The organism is Streptomyces vastus, from assembly GCF_039532825.1.
Classification (GTDB): domain Bacteria; phylum Actinomycetota; class Actinomycetes; order Streptomycetales; family Streptomycetaceae; genus Streptomyces; species Streptomyces vastus.
Window position 1 is genome coordinate 16,288 of sequence record NZ_BAAASJ010000009.1, and the last position, 19,078, is coordinate 35,365.

General features: G+C 66.9%; 19 protein-coding genes and 3 pseudogenes. 13 read left to right on the forward strand and 9 right to left on the reverse strand.

What is annotated here, in order from left to right; all coding sequences use genetic code 11:
* Positions 1–77: 77 nt before the first annotated feature.
* From ABD357_RS03910 to ABD357_RS03920, 3 genes are read right to left on the reverse strand one after another with little or no spacing between them, the layout of a single operon-like run.
* Positions 78–581, reverse strand: coding sequence for a flavin reductase family protein (locus ABD357_RS03910; RefSeq protein ID WP_344387488.1), 504 nt, complete (start codon positions 579–581; stop codon positions 78–80).
* Positions 582–607: 26 nt separating this feature from the next.
* Positions 608–1,033 (reverse strand): ester cyclase, encoded by a 426-nt coding sequence (locus ABD357_RS03915; RefSeq protein WP_344387490.1) that lies wholly within the window; start codon positions 1,031–1,033, stop codon positions 608–610.
* Positions 1,020–2,624: a BCCT family transporter gene (locus ABD357_RS03920; protein ID WP_344387492.1), complete on the reverse strand. Its 1,605-nt coding sequence runs from the start codon at positions 2,622–2,624 to the stop codon at positions 1,020–1,022. The genes ABD357_RS03915 and ABD357_RS03920 overlap by 14 nt, the downstream gene beginning before the upstream one ends.
* Before the next feature lie 245 nt (positions 2,625–2,869).
* Here ABD357_RS03920 and ABD357_RS03925 point away from each other — a divergent pair, with 245 nt between their 5' ends.
* Genes ABD357_RS03925 through ABD357_RS03950 form a run of 6 tightly spaced genes read left to right on the forward strand, consistent with a single transcriptional unit; the run spans position 2,870 to position 7,511 of the window.
* On the forward strand, positions 2,870–3,499 hold the full coding sequence (locus tag ABD357_RS03925) for an amino acid synthesis family protein (protein ID WP_344387493.1): 630 nt from the start codon (positions 2,870–2,872) through the stop codon (positions 3,497–3,499).
* The gene (locus ABD357_RS03930) at positions 3,496–4,047 is read left to right on the forward strand and encodes an amino acid synthesis family protein (protein WP_344387494.1); all 552 of its coding nucleotides are present in this window, start codon (positions 3,496–3,498) and stop codon (positions 4,045–4,047) included. The genes ABD357_RS03925 and ABD357_RS03930 overlap by 4 nt, the downstream gene beginning before the upstream one ends.
* Before the next feature lie 6 nt (positions 4,048–4,053).
* On the forward strand, positions 4,054–4,785 hold the full coding sequence (locus ABD357_RS03935) for an alpha/beta fold hydrolase (RefSeq protein WP_344387496.1): 732 nt from the start codon (positions 4,054–4,056) through the stop codon (positions 4,783–4,785).
* Positions 4,778–6,265 carry an aldehyde dehydrogenase gene (locus tag ABD357_RS03940; RefSeq protein ID WP_344387497.1) on the forward strand — a complete coding sequence of 496 codons (1,488 nt, stop codon included), beginning with the start codon at positions 4,778–4,780 and terminating at the stop codon, positions 6,263–6,265. The genes ABD357_RS03935 and ABD357_RS03940 overlap by 8 nt, the downstream gene beginning before the upstream one ends.
* 1 nt (position 6,266) lies before the next feature.
* Positions 6,267–6,422, forward strand: a complete 156-nt coding sequence (locus tag ABD357_RS03945) for a tautomerase family protein (protein ID WP_344387498.1) — start codon at positions 6,267–6,269, stop codon at positions 6,420–6,422.
* A gap of 45 nt (positions 6,423–6,467) precedes the next feature.
* A complete protein-coding gene (locus tag ABD357_RS03950) occupies positions 6,468–7,511 on the forward strand; it encodes an LLM class flavin-dependent oxidoreductase (RefSeq protein ID WP_344387499.1) in 1,044 nt (347 codons plus the stop codon).
* A gap of 112 nt (positions 7,512–7,623) precedes the next feature.
* On the opposite strand, the gene ABD357_RS03955 is transcribed toward ABD357_RS03950, so the two are convergent.
* Positions 7,624–8,319 (reverse strand): TetR/AcrR family transcriptional regulator, encoded by a 696-nt coding sequence (locus ABD357_RS03955; RefSeq protein WP_344387500.1) that lies wholly within the window; start codon positions 8,317–8,319, stop codon positions 7,624–7,626.
* 104 nt (positions 8,320–8,423) lie between these two features.
* Here ABD357_RS03955 and ABD357_RS03960 point away from each other — a divergent pair, with 104 nt between their 5' ends.
* On the forward strand, positions 8,424–9,794 hold the full coding sequence (locus ABD357_RS03960; protein WP_344387501.1) for a serine hydrolase domain-containing protein: 1,371 nt from the start codon (positions 8,424–8,426) through the stop codon (positions 9,792–9,794).
* Positions 9,795–9,976: 182 nt separating this feature from the next.
* Here ABD357_RS03960 and ABD357_RS44530 read toward each other — a convergent pair.
* Positions 9,977–10,320: pseudogene (locus tag ABD357_RS44530) on the reverse strand (DUF6281 family protein).
* Positions 10,321–10,407: 87 nt separating this feature from the next.
* Between ABD357_RS44530 and ABD357_RS03965 the strand changes: the two are divergent.
* From ABD357_RS03965 to ABD357_RS03975, 3 genes are all read left to right on the forward strand, one after another.
* Positions 10,408–11,118 carry an MOSC domain-containing protein gene (locus ABD357_RS03965; RefSeq protein ID WP_344387502.1) on the forward strand — a complete coding sequence of 237 codons (711 nt, stop codon included), beginning with the start codon at positions 10,408–10,410 and terminating at the stop codon, positions 11,116–11,118.
* Between the two features lie 43 nt (positions 11,119–11,161).
* A protein-coding gene (locus ABD357_RS03970) for an IS5 family transposase (protein WP_425584735.1) occupies positions 11,162–12,036 on the forward strand; the annotation gives its coding sequence in 2 pieces (ribosomal slippage) (positions 11,162–11,552 and positions 11,552–12,036; 876 coding nt in all).
* A 102-nt stretch (positions 12,037–12,138) separates the two neighbouring features.
* Positions 12,139–12,834, forward strand: a complete 696-nt coding sequence (locus tag ABD357_RS03975; protein WP_344387503.1) for an alpha/beta fold hydrolase — start codon at positions 12,139–12,141, stop codon at positions 12,832–12,834.
* A 370-nt stretch (positions 12,835–13,204) separates the two neighbouring features.
* Here the strand turns inward: ABD357_RS03975 and ABD357_RS03980 are convergent, their stop codons facing one another.
* On the reverse strand, positions 13,205–13,582 hold the full coding sequence (locus ABD357_RS03980; RefSeq protein ID WP_344387504.1) for a VOC family protein: 378 nt from the start codon (positions 13,580–13,582) through the stop codon (positions 13,205–13,207).
* Positions 13,583–13,621: 39 nt separating this feature from the next.
* On the opposite strand from ABD357_RS03980, the pseudogene ABD357_RS03985 reads away from it, so the two are divergent.
* Positions 13,622–14,322 (forward strand): annotated as a pseudogene (locus tag ABD357_RS03985) (helix-turn-helix domain-containing protein); the annotation flags it as partial.
* Between the two features lie 310 nt (positions 14,323–14,632).
* Positions 14,633–15,097 (forward strand): peptidoglycan-binding domain-containing protein, encoded by a 465-nt coding sequence (locus ABD357_RS03990; RefSeq protein WP_344387505.1) that lies wholly within the window; start codon positions 14,633–14,635, stop codon positions 15,095–15,097.
* A gap of 331 nt (positions 15,098–15,428) precedes the next feature.
* On the opposite strand, the pseudogene ABD357_RS44535 reads toward ABD357_RS03990, so the two are convergent.
* The 3 genes and pseudogenes from ABD357_RS44535 to ABD357_RS04000 form a co-directional block, all read right to left on the reverse strand.
* A pseudogene (locus tag ABD357_RS44535) lies at positions 15,429–15,638 on the reverse strand (IS256 family transposase); the annotation flags it as partial.
* 15 nt (positions 15,639–15,653) lie between these two features.
* The gene (locus tag ABD357_RS03995; RefSeq protein WP_425584736.1) at positions 15,654–16,760 is read right to left on the reverse strand and encodes an IS110 family RNA-guided transposase; all 1,107 of its coding nucleotides are present in this window, start codon (positions 16,758–16,760) and stop codon (positions 15,654–15,656) included.
* Between the two features lie 421 nt (positions 16,761–17,181).
* Entirely contained in the window at positions 17,182–17,757 is a 576-nt protein-coding gene (locus ABD357_RS04000; RefSeq protein ID WP_344387506.1) for a CGNR zinc finger domain-containing protein, read from the reverse strand.
* Between the two features lie 103 nt (positions 17,758–17,860).
* Between ABD357_RS04000 and ABD357_RS04005 the strand changes: the two genes are divergently transcribed.
* Positions 17,861–19,033 (forward strand): epoxide hydrolase family protein, encoded by a 1,173-nt coding sequence (locus ABD357_RS04005; RefSeq protein WP_344387507.1) that lies wholly within the window; start codon positions 17,861–17,863, stop codon positions 19,031–19,033.
* Positions 19,034–19,078 lie beyond the last annotated feature (45 nt).

Here is a 19,078-nt window from a genome sequence, read left to right on the forward strand (position 1 = left end):
GCCGGGGGGACCCCCACTTCGGTTCGCTCGTTGCGCGATTCACCGAACCATCCTCCGTCTCCCGAGCCGCCCGCCGGTCATCCCAGCGGCGCGAGCGCGCCGCCGTCGAAGAACTTACCCGCGCTGTAGACCATCGGATGGTGCTCGGCGACCGCAGCGTGCACCACTCGGCAGATGAACACGGTGTGGGTGCTGGCCTGCAGCCGCTCGCGGATCTCGGCCTCCATCTGCGCACTGCTCCGGGCGATCAGCGGGCTGCCGAACGGGCCGCTCTCCCAGTCCAGGTCCTTGAACTTGTCGTCGGCCTTGCTTGCGAACGTACGGACGACATCGAGTTGGTCCGTGGACAGGATGTTGATCGCGAGGTGGTCCGCCCGGAACAGGCAGTCGTGGGTGGACGAGGTGCGCTGGACGCACACCATCACCGTGGCGGGGTCGAGCGAGATGCTCGAGAACGCGTTGACGGCCAGCCCTCTGGGGGTCCCTGCGTCCATCGCGGTCACGACCGTGACACCGGTGACGAACTGCCGGTTGACCTGCTTCATCACATCGAGGTCGGGCTTCGAGGCAAGCGGGGCCATGGAGATGCTCCTAGTCATCTTGATCGTCAGTCCTGTCCCACCCGGATGACGCCGAGCGCCGAGAGCAGCGCCCGGGGATCCCACGTCACATGCTCCGCGACGATCCGGTCCCGCTCGAAGCGGGCGAACGTGGCGCCGCTGACCTCGACGTGCCGCTTGGTGGGAGGGACGCCGAGGAACGAGTTCACATGGGTTCCGCTGCTGTGCCAGCGGATCGCGGCCCTGTCGCCTTCGACGACGATGTCGTCGATGGTCGTGACCAGGTCCGGGAAGGCGGCTCGGGTCGAGACGATCGCGGCTTTGAAGGTGTCCAGGTTCTGCGGGTGCGGGTCCCCGCCGTGGCGGAGGTACGCCGGGCTCAGCAGCGCGTCGAGGGCATCGACGTCACCCTGGCCCCAGGCCGCGGCCCACACCTTCTCGATGAGCCCACGACGGGCGTCAGAGTGCGACATCGGTCTTCTCCTTTCTGTCTCCGCTCAGCTCCTTCCAGAAGGCCACCGCCAGGCCGGCGATGATCACGAGGAAGGGCAAGGACGTCACGATGACGGTGTTCTGAAGAGCGTTCAGTCCGCCGGCGAGCATGAGGACGACGGCGGTGACACCGGTGAGGACACCCCAGAGGATGAGCACCGGACGACGCGGGGTGAGCGATCCGTCCGAGGTCATCATGGACAGCACGTAGGTGTTGGCGTCCGCGCCGGAGACGAAGAACATCACGACCAGGATGATCGCGATCACCGATGTGACAGTGGCGAGCGGGAAGTGGTCGAGGGTCGCGAAGAACGCGCTGTTGATGTCAGCCGTGGTCTGCTTGGCGACGTCGCCGCCCTCGAACAGGTCGAGGTGGATCGCCGTACCGCCGAAGACGGTGAACCAGGTGAAGAACACCACGCTGGGGACGACCAGGACGCCCGTGACGAAGCCGCGGATGGTGCGGCCACGCGAGATACGGGCCAGGAAGACGCCGACGAAGGCGCCCCAGGAGACCCACCAGGCCATCATGAAGTAGGTCCACCACTGCATCCACTCGAGCCCGCCGAACGCGGTGCCTTGCAGGCTCATACGGAAGAAGTCGGTGGCCCACTGGCCCACGGACTCGATGTACAGGTTGGCGATGAACACGGCCGGGCCGACGATCAGCATGAAGACGAACAGCGCGCCCGCCAGCAGCGAACTGCCCTGGCTCAGGAACTTGATGCCCTTGCTGACACCGGTCACCGCCGAGAGCGTGAAGACCGATGTGACGGCGGCGATGATGAGCACCTGGCTCACCGAGTTGACCGGCACCCCGAACAACCGGCCGAGACCGTTGTTGACCTGGAGAGCTCCAAGGCCCAGGGACGTCGTGGTGCCGAAGAGCGTCGCGAACACGGCGAGCACGTCGATCGCCTTGCCGATCGGCCCGTTCACGCGGTCGCCGAGCAGCGGCACGAACAACTGGCTCACCAGGGTGCGCCGGCCCTTGCGGTAGGTCGAGTACGCGATGGCCAGACCGAAGACGGCGAAGATCGCCCAGGCGTGCAGGCCCCAGTCGAAGTAGGAGTACTGGAGGGCGCGCACCGCTGCCGCCGGCGTGTTCGGCTCGGCGAGACCGTGCGGTGGCGTCGCCAGGTGGGAGATCGGCTCGGCGACGCCGTACGAGACCAGTCCGATACCCATGACCGCGCTGAGGATCATGGCGAACCAGGTCAGCGTCGAGAACTCGGGACGGTCGCCGTCCTTGCCCAGTCGGATGTCGCCTGCGGGGCTGAAGGCCAGGAACACCAGGAAGACCAGGATGGCGAGCGTGACCACCAGGTAGCTCCAGCCGAACGTGGCCGTCACCCAGTTCAGCGAGTCGTTCGTGACCTCGTTCAGGTTGTCGGTGAAGAGCACCGCCCAGGCTACGAAGACGGCGGAGAAACCGAGCGAGGTCCAGAAAACGGAGCCGAGCCTGCCGCCGCCGTCGTGGCCGGCACCTGTGCCATCCGGGGTGCTTTCCCCACCGCTCCCCGACAGCGTCGCGGACGTCGTTTCCGCACCCGTTCCAAGGTGACTGGACATGAAACTCCTTGGGTCCGCGGGGCCCGATGGCCACCAATGCTGGCATACAAGTGGCAGTAAGGCAGGTCGCGGATTGAGCGTCAAGAGGCCGCTGTAAGCGAATCGTAAATTCGTGCGCCGTCGCACGTAAACACACAGGTCAATGGCACTAAACGGAATACATGCAGCTACCGAGAAGGGACTCGATGGAGCCCTCCAGCTCGACATCTTGACCGATGCAGGAGGGGTCCCTATCGTCCTGTGGCATGCAAGAGCGCATCATGGATCGTCCTGACGACAGCATCGTTCTCCGCAAACTCGTGCTCTACCGCGACGTCGTCCTCACCGAGGCGGGCGAGGCGCCTGCGCAGCCCGCACGACGAGCCAGCGTCGCCGCCGTCATACGGAACCCCTGGGTGGGCGTCGGCCCCTCGGCCGACCTGTCCGAACAGCAGGGCCAAGTCGCCCCGGTGCTGGCGAAGTTGCTGACCGGGCGGCTCATCGGCGCCCTCGGCGGCGTGGACGAGATCGAATCGTTCGGCAAGGCCGCCATCGTCGGCACAGCGGGCGAGATCGAGCACGCCGGAGCCCTCATCCACACTCCGTACTTCGGCAACCTGGTCCGGGAGTTCCTCCAGGGCGAGTCGATCATCTGCTTCGCCGACACACGCGCCGAGGCCGGCGAGACACTGATCGTCCCGCTCTGGCACAAGACACATGCCGCGACTCGCAGTCACTACCAGACCATCAGTGCCCGTGTTTCCGACGCCCCGCGTGCGGACGAGATCGTGGTCATCGCCGCCGCGTCGACGGGGCCGCGCCCGCACCCCCGTATCGGGGACCGCATGACCGACCCCGTCGTCAGCACCGAAACCCTGGAGGTAGTTCCTTCATGAACGTCCGCAAGATCGTGACCGTCGTCGAGGAGATCCGCATCGAGGGCGGACGTGAGGTCAACCGCCCCGCCCGGGTCGCCGTCGTCGCGGCCGTGATCGAGAACCCATGGGCCGGCCGGGGTTTCGTCGAGGACCTCACTCCCGGAATCGACGCGAACGCCTCCGACCTCGGAGCACTGCTGGCCCCAGCGGTCCTCGACGCCCTGGAGGCCCCCGCAGAGGCGTACGGCAAGGCGGCCATCGTCGGCCTGGACGGCGAGGTCGAGCACGGCTCGGCTCTGATCCACACGCTCAAGTTCGGCGACCACTTCCGCAAGGCCGCAAACGCCACCACCCTGCTGCCGGCCGTCGAGAAGCGCGGGCCCGCCGGCATCGTCTTCGACATCCCGCTGAAGCACATCACCGACGCCACGATCCGTTCGCACCACCAGACCGTCGAGGTCCGGATCAGCGACGCTCCCCACCCGAACGAGATCGTCATCGCGCTTGCCGCGGCCGCCCAGGGGCGCCCCCAGCAGCGCCTGGCACCGCTTTCGACCGAGCAGTAGGCGTTCATGAGCAAGCCCACCGTGGTCCTGCTGCACGGCGTCGGGCTCGACCACACCATGTGGGAGCCGGCCGCCGCACTCCTGGCCGCCCGCTTCACCGTGATCGCCCCCGACCTGCCGGGCCACGGCACTCGCCCGCCGGTGAGCGACGGGGTGACACTCGCAGACCTGGCCGACGGGGTGGTCGGTGAGATTCCGGCCGGCTCGCACCTGGTCGGATTCTCACTGGGTGCCCTGGTCGCCCAGCATGTGGCGCTGCACCACCGGGAGTTGGCGGCCACGCTCACCTCGGTCAGTTCGGTGTGCGAGCGTACGGCCGAGGAGCGGGAGTCCGTACTCGACCGGCTGCGCACAGCCGAGGCCGACTTCACGGCGAGTGCGGCCGCATCCCTGAAGCGGTGGTACGCCGGCACCGGCGTCGGCCCCGACCAGGTGGCCCGCACCCAGGCCACGCTCCTTGCCAACGACCTCAGGTCCTTCCTCAACTGCTATCGCGTCTTCGCCACAGCGGACGCCGACATCGCACCGGACCTGGCCACGATCGCCGTACGCGCCCTGGCGGTGACGGGCGAGAACGATCCCGGGTCCACCCCCGAGATGACCCACCGGCTCGCCGCGGCGCTGCCCGACTGCCGCGCCGAGGTCATCCCCCAGGCACGTCACATGCTGCCCGTCGAGCGCCCCGAGGCGTTCGTCGGCTCCCTCACCACCTTCATCGGAGAGTGCGCACATGTCTGACCTCACCACGTTGCAGCACTTCATCGGCGGGACGTGGGTCGACCCCGCATCGGGCGAGTACTTCGAGAGCACCAACCCGGCCACGCGCGAGGTGCCCTATCGGGCAGCACGCGGGAACGCCAGCGACATCGAGCGAGCTGTGGCCGCCGCGAGGAAGGCGTTCGAGGACCCGCGCTGGCGCGACCTCAGCCAGACGCGACGCGGACATCTGCTGCGGCGCCTGGGTGACCTGATCGCCGCGAACGCCGAAGACCTGGCCCGCATGGAGACGCAGGACAACGGCAAACTGCTGCGCGAGATGCGCGGGCAGCTGGCCACCCTGCCGGAGTATTACTACTACTACGCCGGGCTGGCCGACAAAATCCACGGCGACTTCATCCCCACCTCCGACCGCCAGGTGCTGAACTACACGGCCCGTGAGCCCCTCGGTGTGGTCGGCGCGATCACGCCCTGGAACTCTCCGCTGACGTTGACCAGCAGCAAACTGGCGCCCGCGCTCTGCGCCGGCAACACCGTCGTGGTCAAGCCCTCGGAGTACACGTCGGCCACGGTGCTCAAGCTCGCCGAGCTGGCGCTCGAGGCAGGGTTCCCGCCGGGTGCGGTGAACGTCGTCACCGGGTTCGGAGCCGAGGCCGGGCAGGCCCTGGTCGACCACCGCGACCTCGCGAAGATCTCCTTCACCGGCAGCACCGCCACCGGGTCGCGCATCGCCGCCGCGACGGCGAGCCGTTTCATCGGCTCCACGCTCGAACTGGGTGGCAAGTCGCCCAACATCGTGTTCGAGGACGCGCACATTCCGAACGCCGCAATGGGCGTCGTCGCCGGCATCTTCGCCGCCGCCGGACAGACCTGCATCGCCGGCAGCCGGGTGTTCGCGCACAGGTCCGTCTACGACGAGCTTCTCGAGCGTGTCTCGGAACGCGCGCGGACCATCCGTATCGGCGACCCGATGGACGAGAAGACCGAACTCGGTCCGCTGGCCTTCGAAGGACAGCGCGACAAGGTGGCCGGGTACGTCGACCTCGGACGCGGCGAAGGTGCCCGGGTGCTGACCGGTGGACGGGCCACCGACGGCGGCCTCGGCGGCTACTTCTACGAGCCGACCGTCCTCGTGGACGTCGACAACAGCATGCGCGTCGTACGCGAGGAGATCTTCGGCCCCGTCCTGGCGGTCATGCCGTTCGACACCGAGGAGGAGGTCGTACGTCTGGCGAACGACACCGAGTACGGACTCGCAGCCGGCGTGTGGACGACGAACCTCGCACGGGCGCACCGGATGGCCGCCCGCCTGGATGCCGGGACCGTGTGGGTCAACACCTACCGGGCCATGTCCCCCATGTCGCCGCGCCAGGGCTTCAAGAGCAGCGGAGTGGGCGTCGAGCACGGCACCGAGACGATTCTGGAATACACGCGGCTCAAGAGCGTCTGGATCAACACGAGCGAAGAGCCCGTGGCCGACCCGTTCACCATGCGGAGCTGACATGCCACAGGTCTCCATCACCCTCGCCGAGGGCCGCACCCCGGAGCAGATCCGGGACTTGATGCACGAGGTGCACGCCGCGGTCCTGCGCGCCGTGCTGCATTTTCCCGGGGATAACCCCCGGACCCCCAGCAGAAGAGCCGGTCAGTTGGTGTGACCGGCGCGAACATCCCGAGGCAACAGCAGCAGCGGAGGAGCAGTCATGAGGTTTTCGTTGTTCGTGCACATGGAGCGCTGGGACGAGGAGGTCAGCCACCGGCAGCTCTTCGAGAACCTCTCCGAGCTGGCCCTGATGGCCGAGGCCGGCGGGTTCGGCACCGTGTGGATCGGGGAGCACCACGCGATGGAGTACACGATCTCCCCCAGCCCGATGCCGCTGCTCGCCCACCTGGCCGCGAAGACCTCGACGATCCGCCTGGGTGCCGGGACCATCATCGCCCCGTTCTGGCACCCCCTCAGAGTCGCCGGTGAATGCGCGCTGCTCGACGTCATCAGCAACGGCCGGATGGAGGTCGGACTCGCCCGGGGTGCCTACCAGTTCGAGTTCGACCGACTGGCAGGAGGACTGCCGGCCGCCGACGGCGGAAAACACCTGCGTGAGCTCGTGCCGGCCGTCCGGGCGCTCTGGCAGGGCGACTACGCCCACGACGGCGAGATCTGGCAGTTCCCGACATCCACCAGTGTGCCCAAGCCGGTGCAGCAGCCCACCCCGCCCATGTGGATCGCCGCTCGCGACCCCGCCTCCCACGACTTCGCGGTGGCGCAGGGCTGCAACGTCATGGTCACCCCACTGATGAAGGGCGACGAGGAAGTGGCCGACCTCAAGGGGAAGTTCGACACCGCCGTTGCGAACCATCCAGAGGTGCCGCGTCCCGACCTGATGGTGCTACGGCACACGCATGTCCACTCCCCCGACGAGCCCGACGGCTGGCGCCCGGCCGCGGAGGCCATCAACCGCTTCTACCGAACCTTCGACGCCTGGTTCGGCAACAAGACCACCCCGCAGAACGGGTTCCTGCCGCCCAGCCCGGAGTCGAAGTTCGAAGGCCGGCCGGAGTTCCAGCCGGAGGCACTGCACAAGACCGCGGTGATCGGCACCCCGGCCGAGGTCATCGAGCGGCTGCGCACCTACGAGGAACTCGGCGTCGACGAGTACAGCTTCTGGATCGACAACAGCATGTCGCACGAGGAGAAGCGCAAGTCGCTGGAGCTGTTCGTCAAGGAAGTCATGCCTGCCTTCCAGTGAGCCGAGGCCGTCCGTCGAAGCCGTCGCCAGGCACGGCACTCGCACAGCATGACCAGGACGCCCAGGAGCCCGCCGTCAGGGGGCTCGTCGGCGGGTGTTGCCCGGTCGCGGGTCAATCGCGCCGGCTGGCGCGGTCGGCGGCGAGGCGGGCCTCGAAGCCGTCGAGGAGGGACTGAAGCCCGAACGTGAAGGTGTTGTCGGGCGCTGCGGCGTACTCCGTGGCTGCCGTGGTGCCGAGGCGTTCGCGCAGGCGCGGGAATTGCCTGGCGGTCTCGGCGGCGCGGGTCACGGCGTCGGCCATCAGTTGCTCGGCGTCGGCGCCGTTCCTGCTCAGACGGTGTTTCAGCGAGAGTTCTATGGCATGGCCGAGCGCGCTGCCGATCACGAAGATGAACACGGTGGCGGCAGCCCGGTCCGCGTCGTCGGCGGCGAAGCCCGCCTTTTCGTAGAGGGCCAGGCTGAGGTCGTCGTGCCGGGCCTTTCCGGGCCCGTACAGGAGGTGGCTGCTGAATGCCTGGCCGAGCCAGGGATGCCGGGTGAGCATCGCGTGCATGCCGGTGGCGTGGGCGGTGGCGGCCGTGCGCCAGTCGGTGGCGTCGAGATCGGGCAGCTCGACCTCGTGCCAGATCGCGTCGGCGGCGAGTCGGACCAGGTCGTCCCTCGTTTTGATGTGCCAGTAGACGGCCGTGGGGGCCGAGCCGAGCCGTTTCGCCAGGCTCCGCATGTTGAGGCCGTCCAGTCCCTCGTCGTCGAGCAGCTCGATGGCCGCACGGACGATCCGGTCTGCGGTCAGTGTGTCTCGCGGCATGGCCACCACCCTACTTGCACTTAGTTCACGAAAGGTCTTGCACTTTGTTCGAGAGCTACCTACGCTCCTTCTCGCACTTAGTTCAAGTGCCCGAAGGAGGAACCGTGTCGCAAGACAAGCTGTCGGAGTTCGTCAAGGCGCAGGCCACGGAGCTCGGCGTTCCCGGTGTCGCCGTCGGGGTGCTCCTGGACGGACAGGAGATCTACGCCTCGCACGGCGTGACGAGCCTCGGCAATCCGCTGCCCGTCGACGAGAAGACGCTGTTCCATCTGGCGTCGGTGTCCAAGACCTTCACGGCGACCGCGCTGATGCGCCTGGTCGCTGAGGGGAAGGTGGACCTGGACGCGCCTGTGCGGCGCTACTTACCCGAGCTGAAGCTGGCCGACGAGCGGGCCGCGGCGCAGATCACCGTCCTGAACCTGCTCAACCACACCGCGGGCCTGGACTGGAACCTGATTGACGACGGCGAGGGCGACCGCTCCCTGGCCGGGCTCGTGGCCAAGCTGCCCGGGCTGCCGCTGATCGCACCGCCCGGCACCCGCGCCTCGTACAGCCAGGCCGGATACAACCTGGCCGGGCGGATCGTCGAGAAGGTCACGGGCGTGCCTTTCGAACGGGCCATGGCCTCGCTCATTCTCGAGCCGGTGGGCCTGTCGGACACCGTGTACGGACTGACTGAGGTGATGCTCCGCAAGTTCGCCGTGGGCCACAACCGCGGCGACGACGGCGATCTGCAGGCCGCCCGGCCCTGGGGAGCATTCAGGGAAGGCGCTCGCGGCGACAACCCCGGCGGCGGCCTCGCCTCCTCGGTGAGCGACCTGCTGCGCTGGGCGCGGTTCCAACTCGGCGACGGCGATGGCGTGTTGCCCGCAGCGGAGCTGCACCGCATGCGGGAGCAAACGGTCGGGCTGCGCGCCAGTACGCTCGGCGACGGACACGGCATCTGCTGGTTCCTGCACGACCTGGACGGCCTCCGCGGAATCGGTCACGGCGGCTCGGGCAACGGCCAGTTCGCCGAGCTGCTCATCGTGCCCGAGCGCAACTTCGCGGTGGTCTCGCTGGCCAACGCCGGCCCGGACGGCTACCCCTTCAACCAGTCCGTCGTGCGGTGGGCGCTTGAGCACTACCTGGGCGTCGTCGAGAAGACGCCGGAGCCGCTCCCGTACGACGAGGGGCAGGCCCAACAGGTCTTCGGCCGCTACGAGATCGACGCCATGAACCTCGACATCGCCACCGACGGCACCCGTCTCACCCTGGCGGTCGGGATCAAGCCGGAGATCCGCGAGGCATCGGACGAAGAAATGCCCCCGGACTACCCAGCCGCGGGCATCGGCTTCCTCCCCGGCGACGAGTACATCGTCACCGAAGGCGGCCTCAAGGGGCAGCGCGGCTACTTCTCCCGCGACGCCAACGGCGCCGTCACAGGCGCCGACCTCGCCGGCCGGCTCTTCAACCGGGCCGCGGAAGCATCCTGATCCGAGGCCGGAAGGGCGGACCCGAGTGGCCGCCCCTTCCGGCACCCGCGGCAGTCGGCTCACCAACACGACCCGTCTCCGGCTGAGACCCGCCAACTGCGCCCGCACAGCGGGGAACGACGTCAGTCACCCAACCGCTACACACCAACGCGACCTGCGCGCCGACGTCCCGCACTCAAGCATCACGAGCCTTGAATCATTTTCTTGATCTCAGGCAGCTTCGTGTCGGAGTCGACGTTGACGAAGATGACGTCATCAGACGCCTGTTCCAATGCGATGGCAATGCTGGGATCCCCCCCTCGATCGCATAGGCGGTCGTCGAGGTTGGCGTCTTTTGACCGTCGCTGTCATCGCTCGGCGTGTCGTCGCACGGCGGAAGGGCGGCGGCACCGAGCTTGTTCCCGAGGGTGAAACCCCTGGACTCTGCGCCCGAGTACGTGCGGTTCTGGTACTCGGCTCGGTACGCGCAGGACGACGCGGACTCGCCGCCGTCGCTGTCGCTCGACGAGGTGCAGGCGACGGACATGGTGACCAGGACTGCCGACAGCTGCGGATGTCGTATTAGGGCGTGTATCGAAAGTGAGTACGCCCTCGCTCTTGTAGCCTCATCCGGATGGTGATCGAGGCGGGCGTGATCGAACGGATCTGGCGGTATCCGATCAAGTCGACAGGGGGTGAGTTGCTCCACCGGGCGGAGGTTGAGGCTAGGGGGTTTGTCGGCGACCGTCTCTTCGCGGTGCGCGACGCTCAGGGCAAGTTCGGCTCGGGGAAGACCACTCGTCGCTTCCGCAGGATGCCGGGCCTGCTGCATCTGCGTTCCCGTTACGTGGACGACGTTGGTGAGCCTGAACTGCTCGACCCGCGAGGCGCGGTGGTACCGGATCGGAGTGCCTATCTTCGTCGTTACCTCGGTCGCGAGGACGTCGAGGTAGCTCGCGAGGGGGCAATCTCTCACTTCGACCAGCTGCCTATCAGCGTGTTGACCACGGCCACCCTTGACTGGATGCGTTCGGCGGTGCCCGATGTTCCCGTCGATGAGCGACGCTTCCGGCCGAACCTCCTAATACGCACTCCACCAGGCACTCCTCCGTTCGTGGAGGACGAGTGGTTCGGGAGCAAGGCGCGGATAGGCGACGCGGTGTGCATTGAGTTCGTGCGATCGAGTGAGCGATGCGTGATGACCAACGAGGCTCAGCAGGACCTCCCCCACTCCCCGCTGGTATTGCGGGCCATCACGAAAGCGCACGACATGCGGTTGGATGGGCTTGCCACGGTCGTGTCGCCAGGACAGGTGCGGGCCGGAGACCCCCTTGTTCTGCTCTAGGGTCCATCGAAAGTGGATCTCGCACGTGAGATGATCTTGGTTCGTGGCACGCGGAGATCTTACGGACGGGCAATGGGCGGTGCTGAAGCCGCTATTGCCGAAGGGCAGGAAGCCAGGACGGCCGCCGATATGGACCAGGCGGCAACTGATCGACGGCATACGCTTCCGGGTCCGCACCGGCATCCCGTGGCGGGACGTACCCGAGGAGTACGGGCCATGGGGCCGGGTGTACGACCTGTTCCGCCGCTGGCAGCGGGACGGCACCTGGCAGCGGATCTTCACCGCGCTCCAGGCCCGGGCCGATGCCAAGGGCCTGATCATCTGGGACCTCAACGTCGACTCCACGGTCTGCCGGGCCCACCAGCACGCCGCCGGGGCACGGAAAAGGGGGATCTGCAGAAGGAGCCGCCCGGCGGGCTCACCGTCGAGCCGGACGACCACGGGCTCGGACGCTCGCGCGGTGGTCTGAGCACCAAGCTGCACCTGGCCGTCGAGCAAGGGCAGAAGCCCATGTCGATCGTGATCGCGGCCGGTCAGCGCGGTGACTCCCCGCAGTTCGAGCCGGTCCTGGGGCGCGTCCGGGTGCCCCGCCTCGAGCTCGGAAGGCTGCGGACCCGGCCGAGGCGGGTGCGGGCCGACAAGGCGTACGCCTCCCGCAAGAACCGGGCCTACCTGCGCACGCGTGGCATCCGCTGCACCATCCCGGACAAGGCCGACCAGGCCCGCAACCGCAAGAAACGCGGCTCCCGGGGTGGCCGGCCACCGAAGTTCGACCCCGAGGACTACAAGGCGCGTCACGCGGTCGAGTGCGGCATCAATCGCCTCAAGAGGCACCGGGCCGTGGCCACGAGGTACGACAAGCTCGCGGTCCGCTACGAGGCCACCGTCCTCGTAGCGGCCATCAACGAATGGTTGTGAACGGGCCATGCTGTGACGGCGCATGGGCTTCCTCGAAGCGAAGCGTTCTGCTGTCAGCCAAGACTGTCGCGCCTACGACGGCATGAGCGACAGGATCGTCACATGCAGCCGATCTTCGTTCTCGTGCACAGCCCGTCCGTAGGCCCCTCGACCTGGCACCCAGTGGCCGAACACCTGACTACGGCCGGATATCAGGTACGGGTGCCGTCCCTGCTGCACATAGGCGCCGGCGCTCCGCCCTTCTGGCCCCGCATCGTCGACGCCGTCCGCGACCACCTCCGGCAGCTCCCGGCCGACAGTCCCGTTACGTTGGTGGCACACAGCAACGCGGGCCTGTTTCTCCCGGCGATCCGCTCGGGCCTCGACCATCCGGTGACCAGCTCCATCTTCGTCGATGCCGCGCTGCCAGCCCAGACCGGACCGACCCCTGTCGCCACACCCGACTTGCTGGAGTTCCTCCGCCCGATGGCCGTGAACGGCAGGCTGCCACGCTGGACCGACTGGTGGGACGAGGCAGAGGTCGCACCCATGTTCACCGATCCGACGATGCGGCAGACAGTCATCGAGGAGCAGCCCACCCTGCCGCTGTCCTACTACGAGCAGCACATCCCGGTCCCCGACGGCTGGGACGACCACCCCTGCTCCTACTTGCTGTTCGGCCCTCCGTATGACGACCACGCCGACCAGGCGGGCGAACGCGGCTGGCGTGTGGCACACCTGCCTGGCGCACACCTCCATCAGATCATCGACCCTGCTGGCACAGCCCGTCACCTCGTCGAGCTCGCCGCTACAACTTGATCCACTTCCGATACACGCCCTAGTTCGGGCAGCCGGCGGTCGGCTTGTTCGTGAAGTTGCCCGCGTCCCACGTGCTCAGCCCGTCCAGTTGGCAGTGTCCGGGCCGATCAGAGTCATCTAGCCGACAAGTTTCTGGCTGTCTTGCGAGGCGGTTGTACGTCAGACGCTGTGGGTACGTGTTCCGTTCGATCTCTGCGGGCCTCAACAGCTGCGGCGCCCAACGTGGAGAACCAGCGCCGATGCGCATCCTCGTGGTGCTGACCTGTGGAATCGAGACCTGCGGGGCTTCGTCCTGCCCGAGATGGGCCAGCTACTGGAGACCGGCGCCCCGGCTCCATTGGGAGCCGGGGCGGTTTCTCGTCGTGTGCGGTCAGGACCGGGGAGGGTTGCGACACAGGCAGAACGGATGCCCGGCCGGGTCGGTGTAGACCTGCCAGCCGTAGCCGGACTCGCCGACGAAGCTCTTTTGAAGGGTGGCCCCCAGCTTGATCACCCGGCGCTGCTCGGGCTCGAACTCGTCCACTTCGAAGTCGAGGTGGAACTGCTGCGGATGCTCCTGGCCAGGCCAGCTGGGCCGCTGGTAGTTCTCCACCCGCTGAAACGACAGCTCGACGCCGTCGTTGCGCAGGTTGACCCAGTCCTTCCGGCTGATGTCGGTGTTGATCTCCCAGCCCAGCAGCTCAGCGTAGAACTCGGCCAGCTTCCAGGGATCGGGGCAGTCGAGAATGACATCGGTGAACGTCAGCATTCGATCATCATAAATTGCGGCGCCGGACGCCCGCGATGCAGCGTGGTGGTGCAGAACGGTCGCGAGTGTCTGCTGAGGCCGGGGGAATTCGCCGTCTACGAATCGATCGCTCCCTACACACTTCTCTTCGACGAGGGAGTCGACCACCGCTTCATCCGTTTCCCCCGCGCAGCACTCGCGCTCCCCGACCGGTTGCTCCGGGACATCACCGCGGTCCCGCTGGGATCCGACAACCCCGTTGCGCGCCTGGCCTTCACCTATTTCTCCCAACTGGCCGTCAGCGACGCATTGCACCAGGGCGTGCACGCCGACGCCGTCGTGGGACCCAGGTCGAACTCCTGCGTGCCGTCCTGACGTCCCAGCACGGCAACTCCAGCCTGGCCAGGACACCGTTGGAGGCGACACTCAGCCTGCGGATCACTCAATACCTTCGGAAGCATTTGGCTGATCCCGATCTGTCGGCGGCACGGATCGCCGCCGCACATGACATCTCCGTACGTCACCTCTATGCGGTGCTGTCCCGGTCGGGCATCAGCCTCGGAGACTGGATCCGCGCACGCCGCCTGGCCGAATGCAGGCGAGAGCTGGCCGGCCCGAACGGCCGACTGCGGACCATCGCAGCCATAGGACGACGGTGGGGCTTCGCGGACGCGACCCATTTCAGCAAGGTGTTCAAACAGGCATACGGAATCTCGCCTCGGGCCTGGCGCGACCAGAACCACCCCCGCTCCTTGGCGTGATGGCCTCCGCGCGGCCCCGTTTCGCGTGGCCGACCTTGGAACGCCCGGTCTGGGGCCAGGGCAATGTCGTTCAGAGGACCTGTCCGGCTTGATGCGGGTTCAGGTGACTGACGTCGCTGCGGAGTTCATCGACGGCAACAGAACCGATGCAGGCACGACGACGTCGCCCTGCCCCCTCGCCCGATACGGATCCTGAAGCTCTGCACCACTGACAAGTTCCCCGCACGGATGACAGAGTCCGAAGCCGACGATGACCCCAAGGTCCATGGGCGAGGCCGGAGAACCGGGCCCCCATCTGAGAGGCGTGTTCATGACCATCTGCTCGACTCGGTGGACCACGGGCATTCTGACCATCGGCGCCCTTACAGCCAGCCCGCTCAGCGGCGCCATGGCCGTCGCACCCTCCGCGACGGCGGCATACACTGAGCAGTGCAACAGCAATCAGGTCACGAGCGTCGGGGTTACCCCTGGGTACTCCATCACCCGGCCGGCTTACCAGAGCGGCGTCGACAGAACCGCCAACTGCTGGATGGACTACGGCAGCGCGGGAAAGGGCGCCGAGTGGCTCCAGTTCTCGCTCAACTCTTGCTACGGGTTCAGACTTGCGACCGATGGCGTATTCGGTTCGGCCACGCGAAGCGCCCTCGCGTCCGCCCAGGGGCAGGAGAACATCACTGCTGACGGCCAGTACGGCACTCAGAGTTCTCAGTACCTGAAGTTCCCGCGGTATCGGGAGATCACCGGCGACCGTAGTGGCTGCGAGTCGATCAACTGACCTGCCACCGCTGAGGAACTATGCCCGGCATCTGCGGCCCTGGTGGGTCTGAGACTCAGCTCACAAGGCGTCCCGTCACGTCTTCCAGGGCAGACAGAAACCTGGAAGGCGAGCGCGGATGCGGGGCGTCGTCTCAGTCGATGTGGTCTGGCGCGTGGCTCCTTGGAGCGAGGCGAGCTCTTGCTGCTCAGTACCCATGGGTGTCGGCGTACTACGCCATGCGGAAGGTGGCGCCGAGGATGCCCCGCAGGGCACGGGCACCGATCCGCATGCCCGGTGTTCAGGGCCGCGCCCCCGAGGGCGGAGGCGGCCGTGAAGCCGATGACGCCGGTCAGTTGGTTGTTTCTGTCCCCGTAGGTCCGCGCCCATCGAAGGTGACGTCGAAGGCGTTCAGAGCGGTCTTCCAGCGCATGGTCCAACGAGCCTGACCTTTGCCGGTGGGATCGGGCGACATGATCGCCATGTAGACGCATTTTGCGGCCTGCTCATTGGGGACGTGTCCGCGGGCCTTGACCGCCCGGCGGATCCGCGCGTTCACCGACGCGAAGCTCTCTTGTCAAGCTGCGGTGCGCGCGGGCGGTTGGGCCGGGCTCTGTTCTGCGTCTCTCCACATATGACGGATGATCACGTTGGCAAGTTGGCGCTTGTGTGCTCGGCGCGCGGACCGTTTGGGCATGTTCTCGCTGGTCTTTCTGGCCATGAAGGATCGGGCTGGCTCGTGGCAGCGGACCTGGGTTACGTGGATGGTGTGCAGCACGGAGTTGACCTTGCGGTTGCCGCCGACGTCGAGCCGGTGGCGGCGGGCCCGGCCGTGGCCCTCGCCGGAGGAGACGGCCAACGGAGCAGCACCGCACCAGCGGGCGAACTGGGCCTCGGTGCGGAACCGGCACGGGTCTCCGACCTCGACCAGCAGGTCCATGGCGGTAACGGTGCCGATGCCGCAGATCTCGGTGAGTGTGCAGCCCAGGGCGGCCAGCAGCGCGGGGATCTTCTTGTCGAGGTCCTTGATCCGCCGGGTCAGCCGGCAGATGTCGTCGAGCGCGGCGGCCAGCCGGTTGAGGCGCGTCAAGGTCGCCGAAGCCATCTCAGGCTGGTGGTCGACGACGGTCTCCAGTGCCTCGAGTTGGGGCAATACTCTGCTGGTCGCGGGGAGTTCGGCTCGTATGTCCAGGGGCAGCGCGACGAGAACGGCCTCGGCTTCCGTCAGCTGGCGGGTTCGCTGCAGGATGAGGGAGGACCGCCAGTCGTGGATGGCAGTGAGTTCGTCCCAGGCAGCGTCCGGCGCGGCGTGCTTGCCGGCCGGGGGCAGGTGCGGGTCGGCCAGGGTCTCGCGGGCGATCGCTTCCGCGTCTTCGATATCGGTCTTGGCGCGGCGTCGCCGCCTGCGGCGTTCTGCGGCGCGGTTGGGCTGCACTTCCCGCACGTCGTATCCGGCCGCGGCCAGGGCCAGGGTGAGCGGCTGACCCAGGCCGGATGATCCTTCGACGCCGATCCGGTCGATCACCAGCTCGCTGTCGCCGAGGAAGCCCAGCAGCTCGGTGATCCCGTCGGGCGTGACGGCGAAGGAAGCGGCGTGTTCCGCTTCACCTCGCTGATGGACCAGGCAGATCGTGGCGGTGCGCTTGTGCGGGTCGATTCCTGCGACGCCGTGGCGTGGTTCCAACTCCTGTTCCTCCCCTGCTGCCGATACGGTGGCAGCGCGGCCCCCGCGACGTCGGCAGATCTGGGTTGAGTCGGACAGGCTCTCTTCAAGCCAGGCGCCCGGGGGCCGCGCCAACGGCCCGCCCGACACTTCGAATCCAGGACAACTGAATCGCCGTCAATCGCGTTCAGAGTCAGGACGGACCGCTTCATACACTGCTTGGGGGGAGCAACTCCCCAAGCAGTGATAGGAGTACAACACCCAGATCGCGTTCGTCGTGCGGACGATGCGGCGGATCTCGGTGTCGAACCGCAGGAAGGGGGTGAACTCCTCCCAGACGTTCTCCCCCAGCTTCACGATCGCCGGTGGGTGCCGTTGGGGTGCAACCAACGCGACAGATGTCTCGTAGGCGTGGGGCCACTTGGATGTACCGAAGTAACGATCACTCCGCTGATCTGGGGTTTTTGCGCTGGTTGGCATTGAAGCGCGCCTTCTTCTGTCGATTCCCGCACGTGTTCATGTCACACCATTTGCGGGTGCGACTTTGGCTGGTGTCGAAGAAAGCGGCTTGGCAGGTTGGTGATGCACACAAGGCCAATTTTCCGTCTCGTTCGCCTGCGATGATGCTGATCGCGTCGGCGGCGATCACGCTGAGGGCATCTTCCACGCAGGAAGCCGAGCTGAGCCGCCATCGCCGCTTACCCTCGGGCGTCAGGATCGCCGCGGCCCGACCCTGAGCGCTGCAGTCATTGATGACTTGGACAGCAGACGCAGGGAGAGCGTCCTGGAGTGCGGCCGCTGTCGCGGCGGCGTGAATCGACTCCCTCAGTTCCCGAGCGAGTTCGAGCTGGGCGGTGGCGCAGGAGTCCACGGCGAGGCCGTTCACTGCCAGCCAGTCGACGAGTCGGTGCGGCGTGGGTATGCGCTCCACAGCGTCACCATGACGCTCCGACAGAGTCCCCGTGAAGCTGGTCGCCAGCACGTTACCGAGGCGGAAGTCAGGGAACCCAGCACGCATAGAACCACCTTAGCAGGTTCCACGCTGGCATGAAGGCATGGTAGAACCGTCTAAGCCGGTTCGCGACGGTTCGCAGCCGGTTCCGCGATGGCCAGGAGGTCTCATGCCCCGTCCAACCAGCGACGTGCAAGCATTTGAAGCCCACGCAACCGACGCTGACCTCGGCGATCTGCGCGCGCGACTGGCCGCGGCGCGACTACCGGAGGCCGAGACGGTCTATCGCGCCGCGCCCGGCCCTCGCCGATGGGAACAGGGCGTTCCTCTCGCCGACCTCGTCGATGTCGTGAACTACTGGCGCACCGGGTACAACTGGCGGTCGTTCGAAGAACGCCTTAACCGAATCGGCCAGTTCCGCACGACGATTGATGATCTGGGAATCCACTTCCTGCACCGCCGATCCGCGCGCACAGATGCCACTCCTCTGATCTTGACGCACGGCTGGCCGGACAGCATTGCTCGGTTCATCGATGTAGTAGACGAACTGGCAGATCCGAAAGATGCAGACGCGCCGGCGTTCCACGTCGTGGTTCCATCGCTACCGGGCTTTGGCTACAGCGACAAGCCGGCCACCACCGGGTGGGGAACCGAAAAGATCGCGGCCGCATGGGTGGAACTGATGGGAAGGCTCGGCTACAGCAAGTTCGCAGCCCACGGCGGCGACTGGGGAGGCAATATCACCACGGTTCTCGGCGGCAGGTTCCCGGCGCACGTTCTCGGCATCCACACAACGTTCGCGGAGGGACCGCCCGGGTTGACAACGGACGGGCTGACGGCGGTCGAGCGCAAGTGGACCGAGGAAACCCGCGATTTCTGGCGCCAGCACGCGGCGTACGCGAAGCAGCAGGCGACCCGACCGCAGACCATCGGCTACTCGCTCGTCGACTCACCGGTCGGGCTTCTTGCCTGGATCCTTGACAAGTTCGCCGAGTGGTCAGACACCGAAGACAGCCCGTTCGAGACGCTTCCCAGAGACCGCGTTCTTGACGACGTCACCCTGTATTGGCTGACGCGGACCGGCGCATCGGCGGCCCGCATCTACTACGAAAGCCACAACTCGCTCGATCCCGAACTTCGGGTCGACGTCCCGTCAGCACTCACCATGTATCCCCGCGACATCGAGAAGTGTCCGCGCCCCTGGGCACAGGAGCGGTACCGACAGATCGTCCGATGGAGGTCGCCCGAAAGCGGGGGACATTTCCCGTCGCTGGAGGTTCCCGAGTATTTCGTCAAAGATCTGCAAGAGGGCCTCGCGGCAGTGCTGGCTGCTAATCGGTGAACGCGGCTCGGCGACCCGGCACTCGATCATCGCCTGATCCGGCTC

Bases quoted from the DNA above. Each gene is read 5' to 3' on its own strand.
- ABD357_RS03930 (WP_344387494.1), top strand. From the start codon at position 3,496: ATGAACGTCCGCAAGATCGTGACCGTCGTCGAGGAGATCCGCATCGAG.
- ABD357_RS03965 (WP_344387502.1), top strand. From the start codon at position 10,408: ATGGTGATCGAGGCGGGCGTGATCGAACGGATCTGGCGGTATCCGATC.
- ABD357_RS03920 (WP_344387492.1), bottom strand. From the start codon at position 2,624: ATGTCCAGTCACCTTGGAACGGGTGCGGAAACGACGTCCGCGACGCTG.
- ABD357_RS03910 (WP_344387488.1), bottom strand. From the start codon at position 581: ATGGCCCCGCTTGCCTCGAAGCCCGACCTCGATGTGATGAAGCAGGTC.
- ABD357_RS03990 (WP_344387505.1), top strand. From the start codon at position 14,633: ATGACCATCTGCTCGACTCGGTGGACCACGGGCATTCTGACCATCGGC.
- ABD357_RS04000 (WP_344387506.1), bottom strand. From the start codon at position 17,757: ATGCGTGCTGGGTTCCCTGACTTCCGCCTCGGTAACGTGCTGGCGACC.
- ABD357_RS03945 (WP_344387498.1), top strand. From the start codon at position 6,267: ATGCCACAGGTCTCCATCACCCTCGCCGAGGGCCGCACCCCGGAGCAG.
- ABD357_RS03935 (WP_344387496.1), top strand. From the start codon at position 4,054: ATGAGCAAGCCCACCGTGGTCCTGCTGCACGGCGTCGGGCTCGACCAC.
- ABD357_RS03940 (WP_344387497.1), top strand. From the start codon at position 4,778: ATGTCTGACCTCACCACGTTGCAGCACTTCATCGGCGGGACGTGGGTC.
- ABD357_RS03950 (WP_344387499.1), top strand. From the start codon at position 6,468: ATGAGGTTTTCGTTGTTCGTGCACATGGAGCGCTGGGACGAGGAGGTC.
- ABD357_RS04005 (WP_344387507.1), top strand. From the start codon at position 17,861: ATGCCCCGTCCAACCAGCGACGTGCAAGCATTTGAAGCCCACGCAACC.
- ABD357_RS03915 (WP_344387490.1), bottom strand. From the start codon at position 1,033: ATGTCGCACTCTGACGCCCGTCGTGGGCTCATCGAGAAGGTGTGGGCC.
- ABD357_RS03975 (WP_344387503.1), top strand. From the start codon at position 12,139: ATGCAGCCGATCTTCGTTCTCGTGCACAGCCCGTCCGTAGGCCCCTCG.
- ABD357_RS03955 (WP_344387500.1), bottom strand. From the start codon at position 8,319: ATGCCGCGAGACACACTGACCGCAGACCGGATCGTCCGTGCGGCCATC.
- ABD357_RS03925 (WP_344387493.1), top strand. From the start codon at position 2,870: ATGCAAGAGCGCATCATGGATCGTCCTGACGACAGCATCGTTCTCCGC.
- ABD357_RS03980 (WP_344387504.1), bottom strand. From the start codon at position 13,582: ATGCTGACGTTCACCGATGTCATTCTCGACTGCCCCGATCCCTGGAAG.